Consider the following 22601-nt stretch of genomic DNA (forward strand, 5'->3'; position numbering starts at 1 on the left):
GACGGGTGGAGGCGCGGGCGCCGGGCCAGCCCTACGCTGCCCCTGTGGCCCCGGGCGACCCGCCGCCCGCGCCTCCACCCGTCGGCGCGCCACCGGTGCCCGAGATTGCGAACCCTCAGTACGGGCAGGGTTCGAGTCCGGGTCCGCTGGGCTTCCTCCGCGATGCATGGCGCCAGGCCCAGGACCCGTACGGGTTCGCCGCACTGCCGCCCGGCCAGGCACCGGTCGGGGCGCCGCCACCGCCCGGCGCGGGACCCGCGCCGCAGCTACCGCCGGGATACACCTCGTTGAACGCCCCCGAGTCCAACGGCCCGCCGGTTGCACCGCCTGCCGAAGGCGGTCCACCGCTGCCGCCCGGGTACTACCCGCTGGACGGCCCCCCGCCGCCCGGGTATTACGACGCTCCCCCGCCGGGTCCGGCGATTCCCCCGGAGGGCCCGATTCCACCGACGCCGTGATCAGGTGTTCGCCGCGCCCTAGCTGAGGGCGGGAATGACCTGCTGCTCGAACATCTCGATACCCGAGCGGTCGTACGCGGCTTCCGGGAAGTAGAGGATGGCGTACTCGCAGCCCAGCTGCCGCATCTTGTCCAGCTTCTCGACGACCTGTTCGGGTGTGCCACTTGCTGCTTCGGGAGCGGACGCGGAGTTCAGCATCGCGTCGACCGCCGCCTCGTCGGCCTTGGCGACCTGTCGTGCGCGCAGCCGCGCCACGCGTTCCTTGACGTCGGACTCCGAATCGCCGATCACCGCGTTGAAGTTGGCCGAACGAACGATCGCGTCGTAGTCGGTGCCGACCTCACCGCAGTGGTCGGCCAGCACCTGTGACTTGTGGGTGAAACCTCCTGGCTCAGAGGTGAAGTTGGTGTACTGGGCGTATTTCGCCGCGATGCGCAGCGTCACCTTCTCCCCACCGCCGGCGATCCACAGTGGAATCCCGTTCTCCTGCAAGGGTTTCGGCTGTACAATCGCCCCGGCGACCTGGTAGTGCTCGCCGTCGAAACTCACCTTCCCGTCGCGCCATGCGTCGCGCATGATCTGCACACCCTCGTCGAGGCGCCCCAGCCGCACCCCGGCAGACGGGAATCCGTAACCGTAGGCACGCCATTCGTGTTCGTACCAGCCGCCACCGATACCCATCTGGATGCGACCACCGGAGATGATGTCGGCGGTGGCGGCGACCTTGGCCAGATAGACCGGGTTGCGGTAGCTCATCGCCGTGCACATCTGGCCGAGCTTGATGCGCGACGTCGTCGCGGCGTAGGCGGCCATCAAGGTCCACGCCTCGTGGGTGGCCTCCGTGGTGGGCACCGGCACGGTGTGGAAGTGGTCGTAGACCCACAGCGAGTCCCACGCGTCGCTGCCGTCGGCATACGCGGCGAGGTCGCGCATCACCGCCCACTGCTCGGCGGGAGGAATGTCGATCAAGTCGAGTCGCCAGCCCTGCGGGATGAACAGTCCGAAGCGCATGGAACCCGACTCTAGGCCTACCGGGCCGCCCGGGGTCAGCAGGTCGCAGAGCGCGTCGATTCGTAGCGTGCGGACCCCAGACGCGACGTCGTTACCGCATTGCCGCCGCGGCGCGAAAGGTATCAGTTAGCTCCGCTCACCATGAGTCCCGTACTGGGCGTTAGCCTCTCGCGCCGGAGAACGCGCGGTGCGCGGCATCGACAGAGGGACTCGAGAAGCTCGACACGCTTCGCTGACCGGCGTTTTCTGTTGTATGGTGTGGCTCACACGGAGCTGATCGTGTGATGTGAGACACAGCAATGAGGAGGCGGTCGTGGGTCGTGACCCGATTGACGGGTTCAAGGCGCATCCCGTGCGTCCCGGCGGCGCGGTGCATGTTCGGTGGTTCACTGTCCTGCTGCTGGCGGTCATCGCGATCGCTGCGGTGGCGGGAATCGTCAGCACGGCGGCGATGGGACAGACTCCAGTCGCGATCGCCATCGGCATCGTCACAATGGCGTTCTTCTCCAGAGTCGGGGCCTGAGCCGCGATTCCGAATTTCGTCGGTGGCCGGCGTTAGCCTGACGTCATGGCCCTGTCGAAGGACGAACGCGAACGATTTCTGGCTGAGCCCCACGTCGCCGCGTTGTCGGTCGGTGCGGGTGACAAGCGTGGCCCGCTGACCGTTCCCGTCTGGTACCAGTACGCGCCCGGTGGTGAACCGTGGGTGCTCACCGGGGACGGCTCACGCAAGCACCGACTCATCGAGAGCCAGGGCGAGTTCACGCTGATGGTCCAGCGCCTCGAGCCGACGGTCCGGTACGTGGCGGTCGACGGCCCGGTCAGCCGCATCGAGCCCGGCACCGACGAGCGACTCGTCGAGGTCACCAAACGCTATCTGCCGCCCGAAAAGGTCGATGCGTACCTCGAATACGCCCGCCGCGAGCACGGCGCCAGCGTGGTGGTTTTCATGAAGCCGCAACACTGGTTGTCGGCTGACCTCGGGGCGTTCTAGCGCGGCTCGAACAGCGCGGCGACGGCGGGCAGGCTCACCTTCAGCGCCGGGTTGCGCGGTAGTTCGTCGACGACCGTGAACGCCACCGGCACGTTGTACACGGGCAGCGAGCGCCGCACCAGGTCGGCAAGTTCGTCGTCAGAGGGCACCGGCATTCCCGGCGACACCTCGACGGCCGCGACCGGCACCTCGCCCAGGCGCGCGTCGCGCACGCCGACCACGCAGGCGTCGCGGACGGCGGGATGTGAGATCAGCACGCGCCGAACGGTTTCCGGCAGAACCTTGAAGCCACCGCGGTTGATCGCCCCGTCGGCCCTTCCATGCAGCGTGACGAACCCGTCGTCGTCCATCGAGGCAATGTCGGTGGTGCGGATCCAGTCCGGCCCGATCGGTGCGACCTTGGCCTCCAGCAGGCCTTGCTCGCCTGCCGCAAGCTTGCCTCCGGTGTCCGGGTCGACGATGCGCAACTCGACGTCGGGCAGGGCCCTGCCGACGCTATTGCGCTTGGCCGAACCGAAGTCGCGTTGCATCTCCGGAGTCCATGCGCACAGTGACCCCGCGAATTCCGTTGCGCCGTAGGCAAGCACGATTGGAATGCCGTATTTCGCCTCGAACTCGTCGCGGATCTCTGGGTCCAGCGGGCCGGACGCGCTGATCAGGAAGTCCAGCGACGCCAGATCTTCCTTCGCGACGTCGGCGTCCAGCAGCATCCGGATGACGGCGGGCTGCACACCCGAACGGGTGATGCGATGCCGTTTCACGAGGTCCACGTAGTCCTCGACGTTGAATCGCTCGAGCATCGCGATCCGCCTGCCGTTGTACACACCGGCGATCAGTTGGCAGACACCGATTCCGCCGAACTGCCAGTAGGCGAGTTCGGGCGGGGCGTCGGCCGGTGCGGTCTCGCCGCTGGTGACGCTGAACACCGTACGCTCGAGCACCGGGGTCTTGATCGACTGGCGCTTCGGCGGTCCCGTCGTGCCACTCGTCAGAATCTGCAGTGCGACACCGGGTTCGGGCTCAGCATGGGCGCGTCGCGGGTCCCGGCGTTCCAGCCCGGGCACCGCAGCGACGACCGGTTGGCGCGCCGATATCTCCACGCCCGCGCTGCCTGCCCGCCGAGCCGCGTCGATGACCGGCGGGGTCCAGTCCTCACCGTCGGCGACGACGGCCGAGAGTCCGAGCGCCTCGATGTCGCGGCCGACGGCCTCGGGCGACTGGAACGAGTAGATCATCGACACCGTGCGCCCCGCGGCGAGGAAGCCGATGATCGCCGCGGCGTGCGGGAACCGGTTCCTGACCACCAAACCGACCGGGGCATCGTCGGGCACACCCGCAGCCCGCAGCGCCTGCGCGATGGCATGGCCGTATGCCGTCACCTCGTCGCCGCTGTACCAGCGCCCCTCGAACTCGATACAGGGATTACCGCCGTAGCGGGCCAACCCGGCCGCGAACTCGTCGGTGAAGCTTTCCGGCACGGCGTCAATGTAGCGAATCACCCGACCCGTCAAAGCGGCGAGCGCTCACCGTTGAAACGAAATCCGTACAACGGTGAGCGCTCGGCCCGATGGAGTTGGACGTCAGGTCAGCGACGCCGGCGGGTTGAACCGCTCGCCGTACTTGGCCGCGAGTTCCTTGGCGCGGGCCACGAAGGCCTCCTTGCCGACGCCGCCAGGCCCCTGGTAGCCGACGATGAACTGCGCCGAACCACCGGTGTAGGGCGGGAAGCCGATACCCATGATCGAGCCGATGTTTGCGTCGGCGGTCGAGGTGAGCACGCCCTCGTCGAGGCACTTCTGGGTTTCCAGCGCCTCGGCGAACAGCATGCGATCGATCATGTCCTGCAACGGGATCGAGGTGCTGCCCGAGTTGAACGTGTCGGCCAGACCTGGCCACAGCCCGACGCGTTTGCCGTCGGCGTACTCGTAGAAGCCCGCGCCCTTCAGCCGCGACGGCCGTCCGATCTCGATCATCTTCTCGACGACCGCCTCGGCCGGGTGCGGCTCGTATGTGCCGCCCGTGCTCTCGACGCCCTTGCGGGTGGCGACGGCGATCTTGTGCATCAGCTCGAGGTTGAGCTCGTCGGACAGCTGCAGCGGCGGCGCCGGGTAGCCCGCCTGCGAGCCGGCCTGCTCGATGCTCGCCGCCGCAATGCCCTCACCGAGCATCGCCAGCGCCTCGTTGACGAACGTGCCGATGACGCGGCTGGTGAAGAAGCCGCGGCTGTCGTTCACCACGATCGGGGTCTTGCCGATGGCCAGCGTGTAGTCGAACACCCGGGCCAACGCCTCGTCAGAGGTCTTCTCGCCCTTGATGATCTCCACCAGTGGCATCTTGTCGACCGGCGAGAAGAAGTGGATGCCGATGAAGTCCTCCTGGCGCTTCACGCCGGTCGCCAAACCGGTGATCGGCAGCGTCGAGGTGTTCGATCCCAGCAGCGCATTGGGCTCGACGATGTCCTCGATCTCCTGGAACACCTTGTGCTTGAGGTCCTGATCTTCGAACACCGCCTCGACGACGAAGTCCACGCCCTTGAGGTCCTGCGGGTCCGCCGTCGGGGTGATCCGGGCCAGCAGCGCGTCGGAGCGCTCCTGGGTGGTCTTGCCCCGCTCGAGCGCCTTGGCCTCGAGCTTCTCCGAATAGCCCTTACCCTTCTGGGCGGCTTCGAGGCTGACGTCCTTGAGCACCACGTCGAACCCGGCCTTGGCCGATACATAGGCGATGCCGGCGCCCATCATGCCCGCGCCCAGCACGCCGATCTTGTTGATCTTGACGGGCTCGATGCCGTCGGGCCGCGACGCGCCGCCATTGATGGCCTGCAGGTCGAAGAAGAACGCCTGGATCATGTTCTTGGCCGTCTGGCCGGTGACCAGCTGGGTGAAGTAGCGGCTCTCGATGCGGCTGGCGGTGTCGAAGTCGACCTGCGCACCCTCGACGGCCGCGTTGAGGATCGCCCGCGGCGCCGGCATCGGCGCACCCTTGAGCTGCTTTTTCAGCAGCGCAGGGAACGAGGGCAGGATGCTGGCCAAGCCAGGCGATGTCGGCGTGCCGCCGGGCATCTTGTACCCCTTGGCATCCCAGGGCTGGGTGTGCGCGTCGGGGTTGGCTTTGATCCACGCCTTGGCTGCGGGCACCAACTCCTCCACCGTCGGCAGCACCTCGTCGACTAGGCCGAGCTCCTTGGCCTTACCCGGCTTGAACCGGGTGCCCTGGCTCAGCACCTCCATGAAGGCCTTCTGGATGCCGAACATCCGCACGCTGCGGGCGACACCGCCGCCGCCGGGCAGCAGACCCAGCGTCACCTCGGGGAAGCCGACGACGGCGCCCTTCACATCGGCGATGATCCGGTGGTGGCAGGCCAGCGCGATCTCCAGGCCGCCACCGAGCGCCGCGCCGTTGATGGCGGCAACGACCGGCTTGCCCAGCGTCTCGAGCTTGCGCAGGTCGGCTTTGATCGCCTCCGGGGTGGCGAACGCCTCCGCGGCGTCATCGGGGCCGAGGTTGATCATTCCCTTGAGGTCACCACCGGCGAAGAAGGTCTTCTTCGCGCTGGTGATGACGACGCCGGTGATCGAATCCTTCTCGGCGACAAGGCGTTCGACCGCATTGTGCATGGACTCGGTGTAGTGCTCGTTCATCACGTTGGCCGAACCGGTCGGATCATCGAGCGTCAGGGTGACGATGCCGTCGGCATCCTTGTCCCACTGAATGGTGTTCTCTGCCATGTTGTTTCCTTAAACCTCAGACTCGTGCTAGACGCGCTCGATGATGGTGGCCACGCCCATGCCGCCGCCGATGCACAGCGTGATCAGGGCACGCCGCGCGTTGCGACGCTCGAGCTCGTCGACCATGGTTCCGGTGATCATGGCGCCGGTGGCGCCCAGCGGGTGGCCCATCGCGATGGCGCCACCGTTGACGTTGAGCTTCTCGTCGGGGATGTCGAGGTCCTTCTGGAACTTCAGCACCACCGAGGCGAACGCCTCGTTCAGCTCGAACAGGTCGATGTCGTCGACCGTGAGGCCGGCACGGTCGAGCACCTTGCGAGTGGCCGGCGTCGGACCGGTGAGCATGATGACCGGATCGGCGCCACTGGTGGCGGTGGCCACGATGCGTGCCCGCGGGGTCAGGCCCTGCGACTGGCCCGCCTTCTCACTGCCGACGAGCACCAGCGCGGCGCCGTCGACGATGCCGGAGCTGTTGCCGCCGGTGTGAACGTGGTTGATCTTCTCGACGAAGTGATACTTCTGCAGCGCCACGTCGTCGAACCCGCCCATCGCGCCGACGCCGTCGAACGCGGTCTTGAGCTGACCGAGGCCCTCCAGCGTGGTGTCGGGGCGCATGTGCTCATCGTGATCGAGAATCACGAGGCCGTTCTGGTCGCGCACCGGCACGACGGACTTGGCGAAGTAGCCGCCCGACCAGGCCGCGGCGGCCTTCTCCTGGCTGCGCAGCGCGTAGCGGTCGACGTCCTCGCGGGAGAAGCCTTCGATCGTCGCGATCAGGTCGGCGCCGATGCCCTGCGGGACGAAGCCGATGCGATAGTTCGTCTCCGGATCCGAAGCCCATGCGCCGCCGTCGGAGCCCATCGGCACACGGCTCATCGACTCGACACCGCCGGCGAGCACCAGGTCATCCCAGCCGGACCGCACCTTCTGGGCGGCGGTGTTGACGGCCTCGAGACCCGAGGCGCAGAACCGGTTGAGCTGGAACCCGCCGGTGGTCTCGGGCAGCTTGGCCACCAGCGCCGCGGTCCGGGCGATGTCGCCGCCCTGGTCGCCGACGGGGGACACACAACCGAGGATGACGTCGCTGATCAGCGTCTCGTCGAGGTCGGGGTAGCGGCTGCGGATCTCCTCGATCAGGCCGACGACCAGGTTGACGGGCTTGACCTCGTTGAGCGCACCGTTCTTGTTCTTGCCGCGAGGCGTACGAATCGCCTCGTAGATGAAGGCTTCTTCAGACATGAAGATAATTCCTGTTCAGATTGGGTTGCGGGATGCCTGTCCATCCGGACGGTAGTCCTCTGTCCCGCAGCCTAACAGCCTCGGCCAACCTGTTGGTTGGGCAACCTGGTTCCGCCGAACGTGGGTTACCCGCACACCGAACTCGAAAATTGTGTGTCGGTAACGCACGTTCGCGCCGGCATTACGCTCGACAACCGTGACCGTCGAACGCCTCCAGCCGTACGCGGTGACGATCTTCGCCGAGATGTCGGCGCTCGCTGCGCGCATCGGCGCGGTCAACCTCGGGCAGGGCTTTCCCGACGAGGACGGCCCGCCAGCGATGCTCGAGATCGCCCAGCGCGCGATCGCCGACGGCACCAACCAGTATCCGCCCGGCCTCGGTATCGCACCGTTGCGTGAAGCGATCGCCGCCCAGCGCAAGCGCGCGTACGGAACCGAATACGACCCCGACACCGAGGTCCTGGTGACCGTCGGCGCCACCGAGGCGATCGCGGCCGCGGTCCTCGGGCTCGTCGAACCCGGTTCCGAGGTGCTGCTGATCGAGCCGTTCTACGACTCCTACTCCCCCGTCATCGCGATGGCGAGCTGCCAACGACGGGCCGTGCCGATGGTTCAGGACGGCCGCGGCTTCCGCATCGATGTCGATGGGCTGCGAAAGGCCGTCACATCCAACACCAAAGCGCTGATCGTCAACTCGCCGCACAACCCCACCGGAATGGTGGCCGGCGACAACGAAATGCGCACGCTGGCCGAACTGGCCGTCGAGGCCGACCTGCTCGTGATCACCGACGAGGTCTACGAGCACCTGGTGTACTCCGACTTCCCCGGCCGACAGCATCTGCCGCTGGCCAACTACCCCGGCATGGCCGAGCGCACGATCACGATCTCGAGCGCGGCCAAAATGTTCAACGTCACCGGCTGGAAGATCGGATGGGCATGCGGCCCAGCCGATCTCATCGCCGGTGTGCGCGCAGCCAAGCAGTATCTGTCCTACGTCGGCGGCGCACCGTTCCAGCCCGCGGTGGCACACGCCCTGAACAACGAGGACGCGTGGGTCGATTCGCTGCGGGAGTCCTTGCAGCGCAAACGGGACCGATTGGGTGGGGCGCTGTCCGACCTCGGCTTCGAGGTGCACGAGAGCTTCGGCACCTACTTCCTGTGCGCCGACCCGCGTCCGCTCGGATTCAGCGACAGCGCCGCGTTCTGCGCCGACCTGCCCCATCGTGCGGGTGTGGCGGCGATTCCGATGTCGGCGTTCTGCGACCCGGGCGCCGAGCACGCCGGTGCATGGAACCACCTGGTGCGCTTCGCCTTCTGCAAACGCGACGAGACCCTCGACGAGGCGATCCGTCGGCTCGAGGTGCTGCGAACGGACGGCCGAGAAACTACGTAACTGCGGCCATCACCCGACGCCGCAGATTCTCGGTCGCGACGTCGAGCACCATCTTTTTGGCGCGGCGAAGCAGGAACTCCGGAATCGGCGCCGCCAGGTCGATGATGATGTCGAAGCGAACCCGGGTGCGGTCCTCGCCGATGGGGGTGAGGTTGTACTCCCCGTGCTGCCCGCGTTGCTGCATCGTCGCCTTGGCGTCCCAGACCACCCAGTCCTCACCCCAGTGGTACTCGAGGAACTCCTTGTCGGTGACGCCCATGATTTTGAACGTCGCCTTGACGTGATGCGGGCGGCCGTCGGGATGACGGTCGAGCACCTCGGCGTGCTTGTGGACGGGCGACCACGTGGGCACGGCATCGATATCGGCGAGCGCGTCCATGATCGCGTCTTTGGGCGCCTCGAAGACCACTTCCCTCGATGCCTGCACAGCCATGCGGCAAATCGTAGCTAACTCCACTGCCTAGCGCATAGGCTTTTCCAGCAAATTAGTATTACCAGTCAATATCAATTAGGTCAGTGGCGTCCTGCGGAGGTGCCCCGACGGGACCGGCCGGGGTTCGCGAAAACCGAGGCGCCGGCGCGGCCTGGTCTACCCCGTTGGCCTGCACCAACGTTGACCGCGCACGCAAATGGTCGCTGCGCGCTGCCTCGGTCCACGTCAGCACCGGCGTGACGCACGCGTCGGTACCCGAAAAGATCGCCGTCCACTCGTCGCGGGTCTTGCGCGCAAAGCGCTCAGCGAACAGCCTGTGCATTTCTGGAAACGACTCGCGGTCCATTTGCGGTGGGAGCTCGTCGGCGCCGAGCCCGAGCCCGGTCAACAGTTGCGCGTAGAACTGCGGTTCGATCGCGCCGACTGCCATGTGCTTACCGTCGGCGGTCTCGTAGGTGCGGTAGAACGGGGCGCTGCCATCGAGCAGGAACGACTCACGTTCGTCGTCCAGCGCGCCGGTCGACTTCATCGTCCACGCGACCTGCGTCAGCACGGCCACGCCGTCGACCATCGCCGCGTCGACCACCTGACCCACACCGGAGTGCTCCCGTTCGTACAGCGCGGCCACGATGCCCACCAGCGCGAGCATGGAGCCGCCGCCGAAGTCGGCGACCAGGTTCAGCGGCACGACCGGCGGCCGGTCGCGGTATCCGATCGCCGACAGCGCACCGCTCTGCGACAGGTAATTGATGTCGTGACCCGCGGTCTGGGCCAGCGGTCCGTGCTGACCCCAACCCGTGATCCTGGCGAAGATCAGCCGAGGGTTGACCGCCGCGCAGTCGTGGGGTCCGATGCCGAGCCGCTCACACGTCCCGGGGCGAAACGCATCGATGAGGACGTCGGCCTTGGCGACGAGCTTCAGCAGCGTGGCCGGGTCCGCCTTCACATCCAGGTCGACGACACGCTTGCCGCGGTGCAACAGGTCGACGTTCTCCGGCGGCATCTGCAGCCCGCCGGGTCGGCGCACGCGCACCACGTCGGCGCCGAGATCGGCGAGCACCATTCCGGCGTGGGGTCCGGGGCCGATGCCGCCCAGTTCGATGACCTTCACTCCCGCAAGGGGTCCCGCAGTCGCCATGCGGGGCAGACTATCCGCGACTCTTGACCTGACGTACTCGTTTGCGCAGCCCGTCGGTGGCCGTCTCCATCAATCCTCTGGCGCCCTTCTTGATCAGGAAGCCGGGCAGCGGCACCAGCGGGTCGACCATGAGCTCGAAGTGAACCTTCGTCGTATCGCCGTCAGGGGTGAGCGTGTACCGACCTTGCTGCGCGCGTTGCTGTTTGGAACTCTCCAGACTCCAGCTGACGCCGTCGTCGTGGACGGTGTAGTTGAGCACCTGCTCATCGGAGACGCCGACGATCTTGACGACCTGACGTGACTTGCGGGGGCGGCCCTCGTCGTCGCGTTCGAGGACCTCGACCTTCTGATGCGCTGAGGACCACTCGGTCAGCGACTCGAGGTCGGTCAGAACGTCGAGGATCTCCTGCGGTGTCGCGTCGATGACGACCTCGCGAGTTTCGGTGACAGCCATGCCGGTTTCATTGCCAACCCGGCCGGCGTCGAAACCGGTCAGCTCCGCTTGAGCTTGAGGACCTGCTTGCGCAGACCGTCGGTCGCAGCCTCCAGACCGCCCTTCATCGCACGCTTCATCACGAACCCGGGAATCGGCACCGCGGGGTCGACGGTGATTTCGAAGCGGACCTTCGTCTTGTCGCCGTCGGGTGTGAGCGTGTACGTCGCGCTTTGCGTTTTCAGCTGGCTGGATTCCAGCAGTGTCCAGCCCGCCGTGTTCTCACCCCACGTGTACTGCACGACCTGCTCGTCGGAGATGCCCATGGTCTTCAACTTCAGCCGTACGCGGCCGGGCCGCCCGTCGGCGTCCCTGTCGAGAACCTCGGCGCCCTGGTGCTGGGGAGACCAGTCCGGCGCGGACTCGACGTCGGCGATGACGTCGAGAATTTCGGCCGGGCTCGCGTCGATCACGACCTCACGGGAATCGCTGGTAGCCATGGCGCGAGATTAGCCCCGTTACGGTTGACCGCATGGAACTTTGGGAGCTTTGCGCACGGGAACGCATCAGGGACACCCTGGCCCAGTACAACTGGTCGGGCGACGCACTGCGTCTGCCCGAACTTGCCGCCGCCTTCTGCGATGACGGTGTCCTCGAGGTGCGGGGCACCGAGCCTGCGCGGGGCCGTAGCGCGATCGTGGACTATCTGGGCGGTGCCGTCGCGGCGCCGAACGCGGCGGCATCCAAGTCGGACGTCAAGCGCATCGTGCGCCACAACGTAACAAACATCCGCTTCACCGAAGTGACGGTCGAAGAGGCGCGGGTCTCCTGTTATTTCACGGTGTTCACCGAGATCGGCCTCGACCACTACGGGCGCTACCGCGATGTGTTCGCTCCGGTCGGCGACGACTGGTTGATCCGCCACCGATTCGTCTCCACCGACTGGAGCGCACCGAATTCCACGATGGCGCGCTAGCCCGGCGGCGCCACCGCCCCACCGGCGGGGCGCGAAATCTGCAACAGGGCTGTAAAAGTTCGCCGATCACGACCCTGCCGCAGAAATCGACGTGCCTAAGAATTTCAACCCGACGGCACCGCTTTAGCACGCGAAATCTGCGGCGCGGCTGCGTATTCGCGCCGACCACTACCGCGGCGCAGAAATCGACGGGCTCGCCGCGCGCAAGCAGGGACTGAAACACCGGCTCGGCGGGTATATAGCGCCGGTGAGCGATGACAAGAAGGACAATCCCGGCACCGTCGAGACCGACGCCGGGCCCTCAAACGCCGACGACGACGTGCAGAGCGACCCGGCACGGGGCACCGACGCCACTGACGAGGAAGGCGTCGACTGGTCGGACGAAGGTGGTGCGACACCGACCGGCCCGGCCGACACCGGCGACCACACGCAGTGACTCAGCGCAGCGCGTCGGCCAACTCCGTGAGCGTCTGCGCGGAGGTGTATTTCGGCTCCCAGCCGAGCTGAGCCTTCGCCTTGCTCGTATCCATGACCACCGATGTGCGGCCGATGTGCAACCACTCCAGCGCCGACGGCACGAACGGCAGCCGGGCGACGACACCGGCCGCCGCGGTCACCGTGACCTTGGGCACCGGTATCGGTCGGGCACCCAGTTCGCGGGCGACGTCGGACACCGTGATCAGGCCGTCGCCCGCGATGTTGTAAGCGCCCGGCGGCGCCGACGTGGTGGTGGCCGCGGCGGCGATGGCGGCCGCGACATCGTCGTGATGCACCAGCTGCAACGGTATGCCGGGATCGGGCACCGGCACCTTGAGTAGTGGAAGCGCGTCGGACATGCGCTTGACCGGGCGGGGCAGATGCGTCCACGGCATGGCGTCGGCCAGCGCCGGCGCCTTGGGACCGGCGACGATGCAGGGCCGCAGCACGTACACCTCCAGCGATGTCCCGCCGACGATGTCGGCGAGCGCCGCTTCGCACTCGGCCTTCTGCGCGGAGTAGTAGTGCTCGGGTGACCCCCGCGGCGGCACGTCTTCGGTGAGCGGTACCGGGTTGTCGCTGTGATAGCCGTAAGCGGCGACCGACGACGTGTACACCAGCCGCCGCGTGCGGGCCGCGGCGACCGTCGCCTCGAAGACGTTGCGGGTGCCGGCCAGGTTGATGCGGGCGCTCTCCTCCCGCGAGCCCATGATGATGAACGCGAGATGGACCACGACGTCGGCGCGTCCGACGAGCGCGTCGACGGCCTCGCGGTCGAGGATGTCGCCCTGGAGATAGGTCGTCTTCGACCAGCCGTGCTCGGCCGGGTCGAAGGGGCGACGAGCCATTCCGATGATCTCGTCGACGTCCGCGATGCGTTCGAGCGCTTCTACTGCCGATTTGCCGATTTCCCCCGTGGGCCCTGTGACGGCCACCGTGATTCCCATGCAGGCCGCATTCCCGGTGCGGACCGGTGAGAAACGGGCTCAGCGCACATCGGCCAGCGCCTGCTTGGCCGCGTTGTAGCCGGGGACGAACGTGATGCCTGGGCCGCCGTGGCAACCGGCGCTGCCGAGGTACAGCCCATCGATCGGAATCGGTTGATCGACATAGCCTTTGGGGCCCGGCCGATTCGGCCCCATCTGGTCGGGGTGGATCAGCCCGTGGCAGTAGTCCCCACCCGGAGCGCCGAACATGGTGCCCATGTGTTTGGGCGTGAACGTCGTGTGCCGGATGATGAGGCTCTCGAAGTTCGGCGCCAGCCGAGTGATCTTGTCGATCACCCGCCGGCCCATTTCGACCTTCATCTCGCCGTAGCCGTGTTCGCCCTCTTGGATGGGGAACCACAGCGAGAACGCGGAGGCCGCATGCTTGCCCGGCGGCGCCAGCCCGGGGTCGTTCACCGACGGGATCTGCAACGCGATCGCCGGGTCCGCGGGCACGACGCCTCGCCTGGCGTCCTCCCACTGTTGTTGGAGTTCCTCAGGGGTGCTGAAGATTCCGATGTTGGACTGCATGGCGGGGTCGTTCAGCAGCTCGTAGGGCGGCGCGAACTCCGGAATGCCGTCGAGCGCGAAGTGCATCTGCAGATAGCTGCCCCGGTGGTCCAGCCGTGAGAAGCGGTCCCGCACATCTGCGGGTACCGCGTTGGGGTCGACGAGGCCGTTGACCGTCAAATCGGGCGCGACGCCGGAGATGACGATCGGGGCCGACAGCGATGTGCCGTCCTCGAGCCGCACCCCGGTGACCTTGCCGTCGGCGACGGTGACCTCCGCGACTTTGCTTCGCAACCGGAGTTCTCCGCCGTTGGCAGTGAACACCTCGCACAGATGCGACGTGAGGGCTCCGATGCCGCCTCGCAGCTTCTTGACCAACAACGCGTTCTCGTCGGGCACGGCGAAGCCGTAGGCGAGTGCGGCAGCCGTGCCCGGTGTGGCCGGCCCCCGGTAGGTGGTGTTGCATGCCAGCAGCGACAGCATGCCGCGCAACGCACCGTTCTTCTCCTTGTCCGGCAGGTAGCGGTCGAGTACGTCGGTGACCGAACCGAACAGCAGGTCGGTGATCGTCGATCGCTCGAATTCGTTTGTCGCGCAGGCATACATCTCGTCTAGTGACTTCGGGGGCTGGCCCGCGTCGAACCGGCCCAACGCCCGAGTGGGCGCCTGACACCACGCCATCAACCCGGCCATGCCGTTGACGGCTTCTGCGCCGTGCACCTCGTTGATGTGTGTCAGAAGCTTCACCGGGTCGGTGTAGTAGACCAACGGTTCGTCGCCCACGCCTCGCAGCGACACCGACATCACGTCGAGGTCGACTGTGGGCAGCGAGTCGAGTCCGAGTTCTCGGCTGACCACCGCCGAGGTCGGGATCTGGACCGAGCCGGCGATTTCGAACTTGAAGCCGTCGAACAACTCGACCGTGGACGCCATGCCTCCGGCGTAGAGCTTCGCGTCCAGGCAGAGCGTGCGCATACCGGCCTTCTGAAGCACGGTGGCCGCGGTCAATCCGTTGTGTCCCGCACCGATGACGATGGCGTCGAAGTCGCTCATGGGCTGAGGCTGACAGCTGTCCCAAGTTTTGTCAATAATGACAAAACGTCATCCGGTGATGCCTTCGGCCAGCGCGCGAAGGGCTTCGCCGGTGAGCCGGGACAGCTCGGGAAGCGAGCGCTCGTCACCGAGCATCCACACCTCCATCGCGCCGAACACCGCGGCGGCAATGCACCGGGCGGTGACCGTGATCCGCATCCGCTCGTCGGTCTTGGCGCCGGATGGAAGGGCCTCGGCGAGGTGTTCGGCGATCACCTCGGCGAAGTCGGCCTCCACCTGACGCATGTGCCGCACCACCCGCCCGGGTTCGAGCTCCTGCGCGCGCAGCGCGGCGGTTTGCGCAACAGCCCAGTCGTCGTACGGGCGGGCCATGATCGCGCTGTGCACCGCATCGACGATCGGCTCCTGGGGATCGCGGGCGGCCAGCGCCGAACGGAACCAGTCCAGTCCGGCGTAGTCGGCAAACAGCAGATCGTGTTTGGAGGCGAAGTGGCGATAGAAGGTCCGCAAGGACACACCGGCGTCGGCCGCGATCTGTTCGGCCGACGTGTCCTCGACTCCCTGCGCGAGGAACCGTACGACCGCCGCTTTCCGCAGCGCTTCGCGGGTGCGCTCGCTGCGCGCGGTCTGGGCCGGACGGGGCATGTGCTGAAAGTACCCGAAACAAGTTATGTCAATATTGACAAAACTTCGCCTTGGGGTGAGAAACTCCGATCATGGTTTCGTTGATCATTCACCTTGTCCTCGGGTTCGCGACGCTGGCCGTCATCGTCAAGGCGAATCCTGCGATCTTCGCGCGCTACGCCTCTGGTCCGCGCGTCACGAAGCTCGAGTTGTTTTACTACGTCGCCGGAATTGCCTCGGTCATCCTCGGCTACTACTTCAACAACCAGTTCGTGGCCGAGTACGCGCCGGCGGGTGGGCTGCACAACTTCGTATGGGGTCCGGGCAGCTGGTCGGAGTTCATCGCGCTCGGCTACGACAACCCGGCCGCCAGTTCCGCCAGCCAGGACTACACGATCATGAGCTTGCTGTTGTTCCCCGCGTGGTTGCTCGTCGACGGCCGCAGGCGCGACGTCAAACACGCCTGGCTGTACCTGGGCTTCATCCTGTTCGCCAGTTCGGCATTCGCCTGGGCGTTCTATCTCGCGACGATCGAGCGGCAGCACCGGCATCAGTCGATCGCCGCGGAGGTCACGTCACCGGCCTGACAACGCCCGGTCGTACAGTGCGTTCATGACCACCGACGCGCTGCGCAAACGCCGACTCGAGGTGATCCGTGTGCACATGGACACCGAGGTCACCAAGGAGTTCGACGCCACCCTCGCGACGTTCAAGAACGAGTCCGGGGGACGGCCTCACTACGAGATCATGGCCACCGGCCAAGTCTTCGACGGCGACGACGAGGTCATGGCCTACTACCGGAGCACGCGCACCGCGTTCCCCGATCAGCGCCACGACAACGTCCGGTTCCACGTCGCCGATGACGCCGTGATCGTCGAATTCGACTTGCTGGGAACGAATCTGGGCGAGTTCTACGGACTGCCGCCGACAGGTAGGGCCTTCCGCGTACCGGTGGCCGCGGTGTTCTTCTTCGAGGACGACCGCATCGTCAACGAGCGGATCTACTTCGACTCCGCGAGCCTCGTGACACAGATCGGCCGCACCGAGTTGCTCACCGGAGCCGCCCCATGAAGGTTCACCATCTCAACTGCGGATCGATGCATCCGTGGGGCGTCCCCGTCCTGGTCTGCCATGTGCTTCTCGTTGAGACCGACAACGGGCTGGTGCTCGTCGACAGTGGATACGGGTTGGCCGACTGTGCGGAGCCGGCGCGGCGCACCGGCCTCACCCGCCGCTTCTTCCGGCCGTTCTTCGACCCCGACGAGACCGCCGTGCGGCAGGTCGAACGGTTGGGCTTTCGCCGCGAAGACGTCCGCCACATCGTGGTCACGCATTTCGACATCGACCACATCGGCGGAATCTCCGACTTCCCTCACGCCGAAATCCACTGCACCGCCGCGGAAGTGCTCGGGGCAATGCACCCGCCGACTCGGGGTGAACGCTTCCGGTTCCGATCGGCCCAGTGGGAGCACGGTCCCAAGATCGTCGAGCACACTCCCACCGGCGAGAGATGGCGCGGGTTCGCCGCGGCCAAGGAGCTGACCGAAGTCTCGCCGGGCATCGTGCTGATGTCGTTGCCCGGCCACACCCGCGGGCATGCCTGCGTGGCCGTCGACGCGGGCCATCGCTGGCTTCTGCACTGTGGGGACGCCTTCTACCATCCCGACACCATCGGCGGCCCGCCGCGGATCCCACCGGCGCTCGGCGCGTTCGAGAAGGTTGCCGCGTTCGATCGTAAACAGGTGCGCGACAACCACGCTCGACTCGCCGAGTTGTACCGACGCGGCGAACCCGATCTGCTTTTGCTGTGCTCACATGATCCGGGGCTGCTGCAGTACGCGAAGGAGACCGCGTAACTACTTCGCGGCGCGCTTGCGCAGCGCGGCCTCCATGCGCTCGAGCACGTCGAAGTAGCGCGTCGGCGCGATCCGGGCCAGGGCGTCGAACATGTAAGCGTCCGGGCCGACGAGGATTCGGGACTTGCCCGCCTCTACGCCGCGATGGATGATCTCGGCCGCCTTGTCCGGCTGGGTTCTGGTCATCGCCGCGAACTCCGCGACCACCTGGTCCTTGGTGGGTCCGCCCGGCTCGTCGCGGAATCGACCGTTGCGCACGATGTTGGTGTTCACACCTCCGGGGTGCACGTTGACGGCGGACACGCCGGTCCCCCGCAACTCCTGGCGCAACGAGTCGGTGAACCCGCGGACCGCGAATTTCGCTGAGCAGTAGGCGCTTTGGCCCGGCATGCCGACCAAGCCGAAGACGCTCGAGGTATTGACAATCACGCCCTCGTCCTGCTCGACGAGAATGGGCAGGAACGCCCTGGTGCCGTTCACCACGCCGTGAAAGTTGATGTTCCACAACCAGTCGTCGTCGTCGACGACGGCGTCGAGCACCGTGGAGCCCAGCGCGACACCGGCGTTGTTGAACACCGCCCCGATCGGCCGGGGCGCCCACGCGCGCACCTCGGCGGCGAAGTCGCGTTGCGCCGAGCCATCGCTCACATCCAGGACCTTCAGCAGCGCCGGGCCCCGCAGCGACGCCTCGGTCTCCTTGAGCCCCTGTTCGTTGACGTCGGCGATGGCCACCGGGCAGCTGTACGACGAGAGCCGCTGCGCCAGTGCGCGTCCTATGCCGGATGCCGCGCCGGTGATGACCGCGGTACGACCGCTGATCGTCCTACGCTGCTTGCTCATGGCGACTCCCGCTCTGGTGGTACACGAAGGTACCGATACGGTACGCGTAGGTACCGCGGATGACAAGGGCTATTCAGTCCGCGCGCCTACATGCTGGGCGGCGTGCAGTACGCGGAAGGCCACGCGCTGCGCGGAGGCCCCGACGCGACGGTAAAGGTCGTGGAGACGGCGAGGAAGTTGTGGCTTCACGACCGACATTGCCGCCTTCGACTCAGCCGTTCATTCGCAAGATCGTCAACCGGGTGCGTATCCGGAGCCGAGTAACCCCAAGTTGCAGCGGTATTTCGACGGCCGGAACTGACCTCGGGCACCCCGCCTCGAGTAACCACGGGGTCGCCTCCGATCTGCGCCTTGCGCCGAGGTCGATGCGGAGTGTTGCCGGCGACGTCAGATTTTGTGTGGCGGGGATGGGTTTGTGGGTAGCCGACTGAGGGTGGCGGGTACGGGATCGGCTGCGTCGGGGGCCCGTCGCAAGGTGGTCGTCGGCGCAGCCGGGGCGTTGAGAACACAGCCCTCTGCCGATGATCGCCGGTTCCAGCCCGTCGGATTCCGTCTGGGTAAGAAAATCCCTCGGGGAGGGGCGTTTTCTCATCCGTCCCGACACCTCAGCTCGGAACCGGGCGAGATTCTGACTAAAGGCTTCAGCCCATGATCGTGAATCGTGGCCGAGTGCTCACCGAAGTAGCCGAGGCATTGGATCGAAGGCAGAAATAACCTCTGAGGTGGCCAGGGCCGGGATCGAACCGGCGACCTTCCGCTTTTCAGGCGGACGCTCGTACCAACTGAGCTACCTGGCCCGGAAGGCACCGCTCGGGCGTAACCCAGATGCCTCGCCGCAATGGCGACCCTGACGGGACTCGAACCCGCGACCTCCGCCGTGACAGGGCGGCGCGCTAACCAACTGCGCCACAGGGCCTTGCTTGCGTCCCATCGTACGGGTCGCTGCGTGTACCCCCTACGGGATTCGAACCCGCGCTACCGCCTTGAAAGGGCGGCGTCCTAGGCCGCTAGACGAAGGGGGCCCAGCCGAATCTCTCCGGGGTACTCGCAACGCGATGACGTTGGGAGCTTCGATAGCTTAGGTTATCGGCACCCGAATCCTCAAACGAGGCCGACGCGGGTCACCCAGTATCCTGTCCATCGCGCCCCTATAGCTCAGTTGGTAGAGCTACGGACTTTTAATCCGCAGGTCCCAGGTTCGAGCCCTGGTGGGGGCACTGTTGTCGGGTACTGAAGGTAGAACCGTAGCGTGACATCCAGCCGCTGTCCGCGCTGCCGCCAGGATCGCCCCGCGTTCAATGGCACGTATTGTCCCGACTGCCGACGCGAGTACAACCGGGCGTACTACCGGCGAACACCTGAAAAGAATCCGTCACGCCGCGACGGCAAACAGAAGGCGATCGCAGGCGCCAAGGCATACGTTCTGCAGTACTTGCTGACCCACCCGTGCGTCGATTGCGGTGAAGATGACGTCGTGGTGCTCGAGTTCGACCACGTGACAGGAAACAAGCTCCGTGACGTCGGAGCGATGGCGCGCGCCGGCTGGAACCTGGCCGCCATACAAGCCGAGATCGCGAAGTGTGAAGTTCGCTGCGCGAATTGCCATCGACGAATCACCGCGCGGCGTCGACATAACCGACCGGCCTGATCGGCAGCACTTCTCGCGCCTAATCGCCGAATCAGACCTGCGGGCAATAGAACTGCGGCTGACCCCGGTACTCGACTGGCGGGAGGTTGCGCGCCGGCGTCTCGACCAGCGGCGCGTCTGCAGGCAGCCGACCCGTGGCACGGTCCATCGCGGAACGCTTGCGCGGATGCATCAGCCACCGCTTGGGCAACACCTTGGTCGCCAGCGTCACAACATCGCAGAAGCGCCGGTGCAACCACTCCTGTCGAGGTGACCAGGTGTAACCCATCAGCTCCCGAACCGGCGGATCGTAGAGGGCGACGGTCATGAACGTCAGAAAGCGCTGCATCACTTTGAGGTTCAGCCGCCACAACGGATCCGGAACCCACTCCAGCGAAGGGTGTTTGGGCATCGTCGAGAGATCCATCACCTCGCGGGCGGCCCAGTTGTTCTCCAAGACGTTGTTGCACATGTGATCCCAGTACTCCTGGAATTCTTCCCACGTCTTGGGCACGGGCCGCATGCTCATCCCGTACATCCGGTACCAGGTGATGTGTTCGTCGAACAGCTGCCGCTTCTGGTCCTCGGTCAGCCCGCCGCCGAACTTCTCGGCGGCCAGCAGGGTCGACTTGAAGAACGTCGCGTGCGCCCAGTAGAAGACGTCGGGGTTGAGCGCGCTGTACCTTCGGCCGCGCTCGTCGGTGCCCTTGATGCCGATGTGGTAGTCGCGGACCTCCGCGCCTGTCCTCGGTGCGCGATCACCGTCGAACACCACGCCGCCGATGGGGTAGATCGAACGCAGCAGCCGCGGAATCCGCTCAAGGAAGAAGATCGAGTGCTCCTGCACCGCGGCGCCCAACTGCGGGTGCATGTTCTGCATAGAGCCCGCCCAGGTGCCCTGGAACAGGCCGGTCCACTGACCGAAGTACCGCCACGTCAGCGAGTCGGGGCCCAGCGGCAGCGGTGGCGCGTCGTAGCCGCCGGAGGTCACCGGACAGCCCGCAGCCAGCGAGGAAGAACCCTCCTGCCCTCCCGACGGGCGGCGCTCCCGGGACACGGGGCACGTTTCAGACGTATCTTGAGTCACTGGTGTACTTCCGTCCGGAGGTAGCAGGATTTCTGACTACGGGCGTTGTCATACCGAGCTTAGGAGGGATGTGCCTTCGGGTCAAAGACGGGGCCGATGGTCGGGCGTGCCCTTGCAGGACCGTCAGGTGCTTCGCCGCGACGAACTCATCGCCGCGGGAGTGGAGCTTCTCGGTGCCGCCGAGGGCCCGTCCCTCACCGTCCGCGCCGTATGCCGCGCGGCCGGGTTGACCGAGCGCTACTTCTACGAAAGTTTCACCGACCGCGACGAATTCGTCCGCGCCGTGTACGACGACGTCTGCGCAAAGGCCATGTCCACATTGACCTCGGCCGAAACCCCGCGCGACGCCGTCGAGCGGTTCGTCGCCTTGATGGTCGACGACCCGACCCGGGGCCGGGTGCTGCTGCTCGCGCCGGCAAGCGAACCGGTGCTGACGCGGTCGGGCGCCGAGTGGATGCCCAGCTTCATCGAGCTGCTGCAGCGCAAACTCACCCGCATCACCGATCCCGAACGGGCGGCGATGACCGCCACCGGGCTGATCGGGGCCCTGACCGCGCTGTTCACCGCCTACCTCAACGGCAGGCTGGCCGCCACGCGAGAGCACTTCATCGACTACTGCGTCGAGATGCTGCTCGGCCGGGTGTCGAGCTACTAGACCGGCCTACGCGTCGGGGGTGACCGGCGCTTCCAGCTCTTCCTGCTCCTCGTTGGCGGCTTCCTCTTCGGCCTTGGACTTGGCCTCCCGACCGAGCGGATTGGCAACCGACGCGCCGGGATTCGTCGCCGTCGCATAACCACCCGCGCAGTTCAGCGCGAGGTGAACCTGGCTGCCCGAGGCGTCGATGCGAAGAAACGACGCGTCCCAGGCGTTGGTGACGATGCACTCGCCTTGATCGAGTTTGTCCCCCACGCGGGCGGCGACCACCGCCGTGCCGCCCTTCTCCTCGATCGCCGAAACCGCGTCGGAGTAGGTCTGGCCCACGACGTCCGGGGCGGCTGCCGCCGTCGCCGTGCCGAACAGCGCCATCGCCGACACCGCCGCACCGACCGCGCTGATCCCCAACATTCGCATTCGCATCGTCTGCTCGCCTCCGTGAGTGTGCTCCGGAGCGGCGCTGACGGGTGCCGTCCACCCCGGGGCGTGGATTCCACGCCACCCTCACGGGGCGGTGTGAACGTCGCGATGCGTCGAGGTTGACGGCGGGTGAAAACAGTTGAGCTTTGTGAAGCCCGCGTTACTCGTCAGGCGTGACGGGCGCTTCCAGTTCGCTCAGTTCCTGCTTGGCAGCTTCCTGCTCGGCCTTGGACTTGGCCGCGCGTCCGAGCGGATTAGCAACGGAGGCACCGGGATTGGTGGCAGTCGCGTATTCGCCGGCGCAGTTCAACGCGACAGACATCTCGTTCGAGTCGGCCTGGCTGATCCGCAGGAACGACGAGTCCCAGATGTTGGTGACGATGCAATCGCCGAGGTCGAGCTTGTCGCCGACCCGGGAGGCGACCACTGCCGTCCCGCCGGCGTTCTCGATCTGTTGCTGAGCGTCGGAGTACTTCATGCCCACGACGCTGGGAGCGGCCGAGGCGGTGCCCGAGCCCAAAACGACAGCCGACGCCGCAACGCTCATCGCCGACATGAAGCCGATGGAGAGGATCTTCTTCACGTGCCCCAACCTCCGTGTCCGGGCGATGACCGCCGAGTAAACGCTGGTGGCAGTCTATTGCGGTTCGGTATACACCGCCACCG

General features: G+C 66.4%; 27 protein-coding genes and 4 tRNA genes. 12 read left to right on the plus strand and 19 right to left on the minus strand.

The window, feature by feature from the left end; genetic code table 11:
• Positions 1-5: 5 nt before the first annotated feature.
• Positions 6-458 carry a hypothetical protein gene (locus CEX87_RS19300; protein ID WP_416171921.1) on the plus strand — a complete coding sequence of 151 codons (453 nt, stop codon included), beginning with the start codon at positions 6-8 and terminating at the stop codon, positions 456-458.
• Positions 459-476: 18 nt separating this feature from the next.
• On the opposite strand, the gene CEX87_RS19305 is transcribed toward CEX87_RS19300, so the two are convergent.
• Entirely contained in the window at positions 477-1469 is a 993-nt protein-coding gene (locus CEX87_RS19305; RefSeq protein ID WP_066810141.1) for an LLM class F420-dependent oxidoreductase, read from the minus strand.
• A gap of 313 nt (positions 1470-1782) precedes the next feature.
• Between CEX87_RS19305 and CEX87_RS19310 the strand changes: the two genes are divergently transcribed.
• Positions 1783-1992, plus strand: a complete 210-nt coding sequence (locus CEX87_RS19310) for a hypothetical protein (RefSeq protein ID WP_064417948.1) — start codon at positions 1783-1785, stop codon at positions 1990-1992.
• Between the two features lie 45 nt (positions 1993-2037).
• Positions 2038-2463 carry a pyridoxamine 5'-phosphate oxidase family protein gene (locus tag CEX87_RS19315; protein ID WP_064397498.1) on the plus strand — a complete coding sequence of 142 codons (426 nt, stop codon included), beginning with the start codon at positions 2038-2040 and terminating at the stop codon, positions 2461-2463.
• Here the strand turns inward: CEX87_RS19315 and CEX87_RS19320 are convergent.
• The 3 genes from CEX87_RS19320 to CEX87_RS19330 all read right to left on the minus strand — a co-directional run bounded on the left by CEX87_RS19320 (position 2460) and on the right by CEX87_RS19330 (position 7427).
• A complete protein-coding gene (locus CEX87_RS19320) occupies positions 2460-3941 on the minus strand; it encodes a class I adenylate-forming enzyme family protein (protein WP_094288800.1) in 1482 nt (493 codons plus the stop codon). The genes CEX87_RS19315 and CEX87_RS19320 overlap by 4 nt on opposite strands.
• Before the next feature lie 102 nt (positions 3942-4043).
• Positions 4044-6188 (minus strand): 3-hydroxyacyl-CoA dehydrogenase NAD-binding domain-containing protein, encoded by a 2145-nt coding sequence (locus tag CEX87_RS19325; RefSeq protein WP_094288716.1) that lies wholly within the window; start codon positions 6186-6188, stop codon positions 4044-4046.
• A 27-nt stretch (positions 6189-6215) separates the two neighbouring features.
• Positions 6216-7427: an acetyl-CoA C-acetyltransferase gene (locus CEX87_RS19330; RefSeq protein ID WP_064425002.1), complete on the minus strand. Its 1212-nt coding sequence runs from the start codon at positions 7425-7427 to the stop codon at positions 6216-6218.
• Positions 7428-7623: 196 nt separating this feature from the next.
• Between CEX87_RS19330 and CEX87_RS19335 the strand changes: the two genes are divergently transcribed.
• Entirely contained in the window at positions 7624-8820 is a 1197-nt protein-coding gene (locus CEX87_RS19335; protein WP_094288717.1) for a pyridoxal phosphate-dependent aminotransferase, read from the plus strand.
• Here the strand turns inward: CEX87_RS19335 and CEX87_RS19340 are convergent.
• The 4 genes from CEX87_RS19340 to CEX87_RS19355 are packed head-to-tail and all read right to left on the minus strand — an operon-like array spanning position 8813 to position 11324.
• Entirely contained in the window at positions 8813-9253 is a 441-nt protein-coding gene (locus CEX87_RS19340; protein ID WP_064397507.1) for an SRPBCC family protein, read from the minus strand. The two genes, CEX87_RS19335 and CEX87_RS19340, sit on opposite strands and share 8 nt — an antisense overlap.
• Before the next feature lie 58 nt (positions 9254-9311).
• Entirely contained in the window at positions 9312-10391 is a 1080-nt protein-coding gene (locus CEX87_RS19345) for a CaiB/BaiF CoA transferase family protein (protein WP_082694226.1), read from the minus strand.
• 10 nt (positions 10392-10401) lie between these two features.
• On the minus strand, positions 10402-10845 hold the full coding sequence (locus CEX87_RS19350; protein WP_094288718.1) for an SRPBCC family protein: 444 nt from the start codon (positions 10843-10845) through the stop codon (positions 10402-10404).
• Between the two features lie 38 nt (positions 10846-10883).
• Positions 10884-11324, minus strand: a complete 441-nt coding sequence (locus CEX87_RS19355; protein WP_094288719.1) for an SRPBCC family protein — start codon at positions 11322-11324, stop codon at positions 10884-10886.
• Positions 11325-11356: 32 nt separating this feature from the next.
• On the opposite strand from CEX87_RS19355, the gene CEX87_RS19360 reads away from it, so the two are divergent.
• Both CEX87_RS19360 and CEX87_RS19365 read left to right on the plus strand, forming a co-directional pair.
• Entirely contained in the window at positions 11357-11800 is a 444-nt protein-coding gene (locus CEX87_RS19360; protein WP_094288720.1) for a nuclear transport factor 2 family protein, read from the plus strand.
• A 247-nt stretch (positions 11801-12047) separates the two neighbouring features.
• The gene (locus tag CEX87_RS19365; RefSeq protein ID WP_064397517.1) at positions 12048-12236 is read left to right on the plus strand and encodes a hypothetical protein; all 189 of its coding nucleotides are present in this window, start codon (positions 12048-12050) and stop codon (positions 12234-12236) included.
• Position 12237: 1 nt separating this feature from the next.
• Here CEX87_RS19365 and CEX87_RS19370 read toward each other — a convergent pair whose 3' ends face one another.
• From CEX87_RS19370 to CEX87_RS19380, 3 genes are read right to left on the minus strand one after another with little or no spacing between them, the layout of a single operon-like run.
• Entirely contained in the window at positions 12238-13224 is a 987-nt protein-coding gene (locus tag CEX87_RS19370; RefSeq protein WP_094288721.1) for an NAD-dependent epimerase/dehydratase family protein, read from the minus strand.
• Positions 13225-13263: 39 nt separating this feature from the next.
• Positions 13264-14826: a phytoene desaturase family protein gene (locus tag CEX87_RS19375; protein WP_094288722.1), complete on the minus strand. Its 1563-nt coding sequence runs from the start codon at positions 14824-14826 to the stop codon at positions 13264-13266.
• 48 nt (positions 14827-14874) lie between these two features.
• Positions 14875-15471, minus strand: coding sequence for a TetR/AcrR family transcriptional regulator (locus CEX87_RS19380; protein ID WP_094288723.1), 597 nt, complete (start codon positions 15469-15471; stop codon positions 14875-14877).
• Positions 15472-15542: 71 nt separating this feature from the next.
• Between CEX87_RS19380 and CEX87_RS19385 the strand changes: the two genes are divergently transcribed.
• From CEX87_RS19385 to CEX87_RS19395, 3 genes are read left to right on the plus strand one after another with little or no spacing between them, the layout of a single operon-like run.
• Positions 15543-16037, plus strand: coding sequence for a DUF2834 domain-containing protein (locus CEX87_RS19385; RefSeq protein ID WP_064397526.1), 495 nt, complete (start codon positions 15543-15545; stop codon positions 16035-16037).
• Positions 16038-16062: 25 nt separating this feature from the next.
• A complete protein-coding gene (locus CEX87_RS19390) occupies positions 16063-16521 on the plus strand; it encodes an ester cyclase (RefSeq protein WP_064397528.1) in 459 nt (152 codons plus the stop codon).
• A complete protein-coding gene (locus tag CEX87_RS19395; protein ID WP_094288724.1) occupies positions 16518-17306 on the plus strand; it encodes an MBL fold metallo-hydrolase in 789 nt (262 codons plus the stop codon). Before CEX87_RS19390 ends, CEX87_RS19395 begins: the two co-directional genes overlap by 4 nt.
• Here CEX87_RS19395 and CEX87_RS19400 read toward each other — a convergent pair whose 3' ends face one another.
• The 4 genes from CEX87_RS19400 to CEX87_RS19415 all read right to left on the minus strand — a co-directional run bounded on the left by CEX87_RS19400 (position 17307) and on the right by CEX87_RS19415 (position 19168).
• Complete coding sequence (locus CEX87_RS19400) at positions 17307-18146, minus strand: SDR family NAD(P)-dependent oxidoreductase (protein WP_094288726.1); 840 nt, start codon at positions 18144-18146, stop codon at positions 17307-17309.
• Between the two features lie 723 nt (positions 18147-18869).
• A tRNA-Phe gene (locus CEX87_RS19405) sits at positions 18870-18943 on the minus strand.
• Between the two features lie 42 nt (positions 18944-18985).
• A tRNA-Asp gene (locus CEX87_RS19410) sits at positions 18986-19062 on the minus strand.
• Positions 19063-19095: 33 nt separating this feature from the next.
• Positions 19096-19168 (minus strand) — tRNA-Glu (locus CEX87_RS19415).
• A 122-nt stretch (positions 19169-19290) separates the two neighbouring features.
• Between CEX87_RS19415 and CEX87_RS19420 the strand changes: the two genes are divergently transcribed.
• Positions 19291-19363: transfer RNA gene (locus CEX87_RS19420), tRNA-Lys, on the plus strand.
• A 155-nt stretch (positions 19364-19518) separates the two neighbouring features.
• Here CEX87_RS19420 and CEX87_RS19425 read toward each other — a convergent pair.
• On the minus strand, positions 19519-19779 hold the full coding sequence (locus CEX87_RS19425) for a hypothetical protein (RefSeq protein ID WP_064397532.1): 261 nt from the start codon (positions 19777-19779) through the stop codon (positions 19519-19521).
• Positions 19780-19825: 46 nt separating this feature from the next.
• Entirely contained in the window at positions 19826-20860 is a 1035-nt protein-coding gene (locus tag CEX87_RS19430) for an oxygenase MpaB family protein (RefSeq protein WP_064428253.1), read from the minus strand.
• A 70-nt stretch (positions 20861-20930) separates the two neighbouring features.
• Between CEX87_RS19430 and CEX87_RS19435 the strand changes: the two genes are divergently transcribed.
• Positions 20931-21515: a TetR/AcrR family transcriptional regulator gene (locus CEX87_RS19435; RefSeq protein ID WP_064397536.1), complete on the plus strand. Its 585-nt coding sequence runs from the start codon at positions 20931-20933 to the stop codon at positions 21513-21515.
• A gap of 6 nt (positions 21516-21521) precedes the next feature.
• Here the strand turns inward: CEX87_RS19435 and CEX87_RS19440 are convergent, their stop codons facing one another.
• Both CEX87_RS19440 and CEX87_RS19445 read right to left on the minus strand, forming a co-directional pair.
• A complete protein-coding gene (locus CEX87_RS19440; protein WP_094288730.1) occupies positions 21522-21938 on the minus strand; it encodes a hypothetical protein in 417 nt (138 codons plus the stop codon).
• 157 nt (positions 21939-22095) lie between these two features.
• Positions 22096-22413 carry a hypothetical protein gene (locus CEX87_RS19445; RefSeq protein ID WP_332888966.1) on the minus strand — a complete coding sequence of 106 codons (318 nt, stop codon included), beginning with the start codon at positions 22411-22413 and terminating at the stop codon, positions 22096-22098.
• On the opposite strand from CEX87_RS19445, the gene CEX87_RS27685 reads away from it, so the two are divergent.
• Positions 22412-22558 (plus strand): hypothetical protein, encoded by a 147-nt coding sequence (locus CEX87_RS27685; protein ID WP_233151452.1) that lies wholly within the window; start codon positions 22412-22414, stop codon positions 22556-22558. The genes CEX87_RS19445 and CEX87_RS27685 overlap by 2 nt on opposite strands.
• Positions 22559-22601: the final 43 nt, after the last annotated feature.

Source organism: Mycobacterium lehmannii (assembly GCF_002245535.1).
In the GTDB taxonomy this organism is placed as follows: domain Bacteria; phylum Actinomycetota; class Actinomycetes; order Mycobacteriales; family Mycobacteriaceae; genus Mycobacterium; species Mycobacterium lehmannii.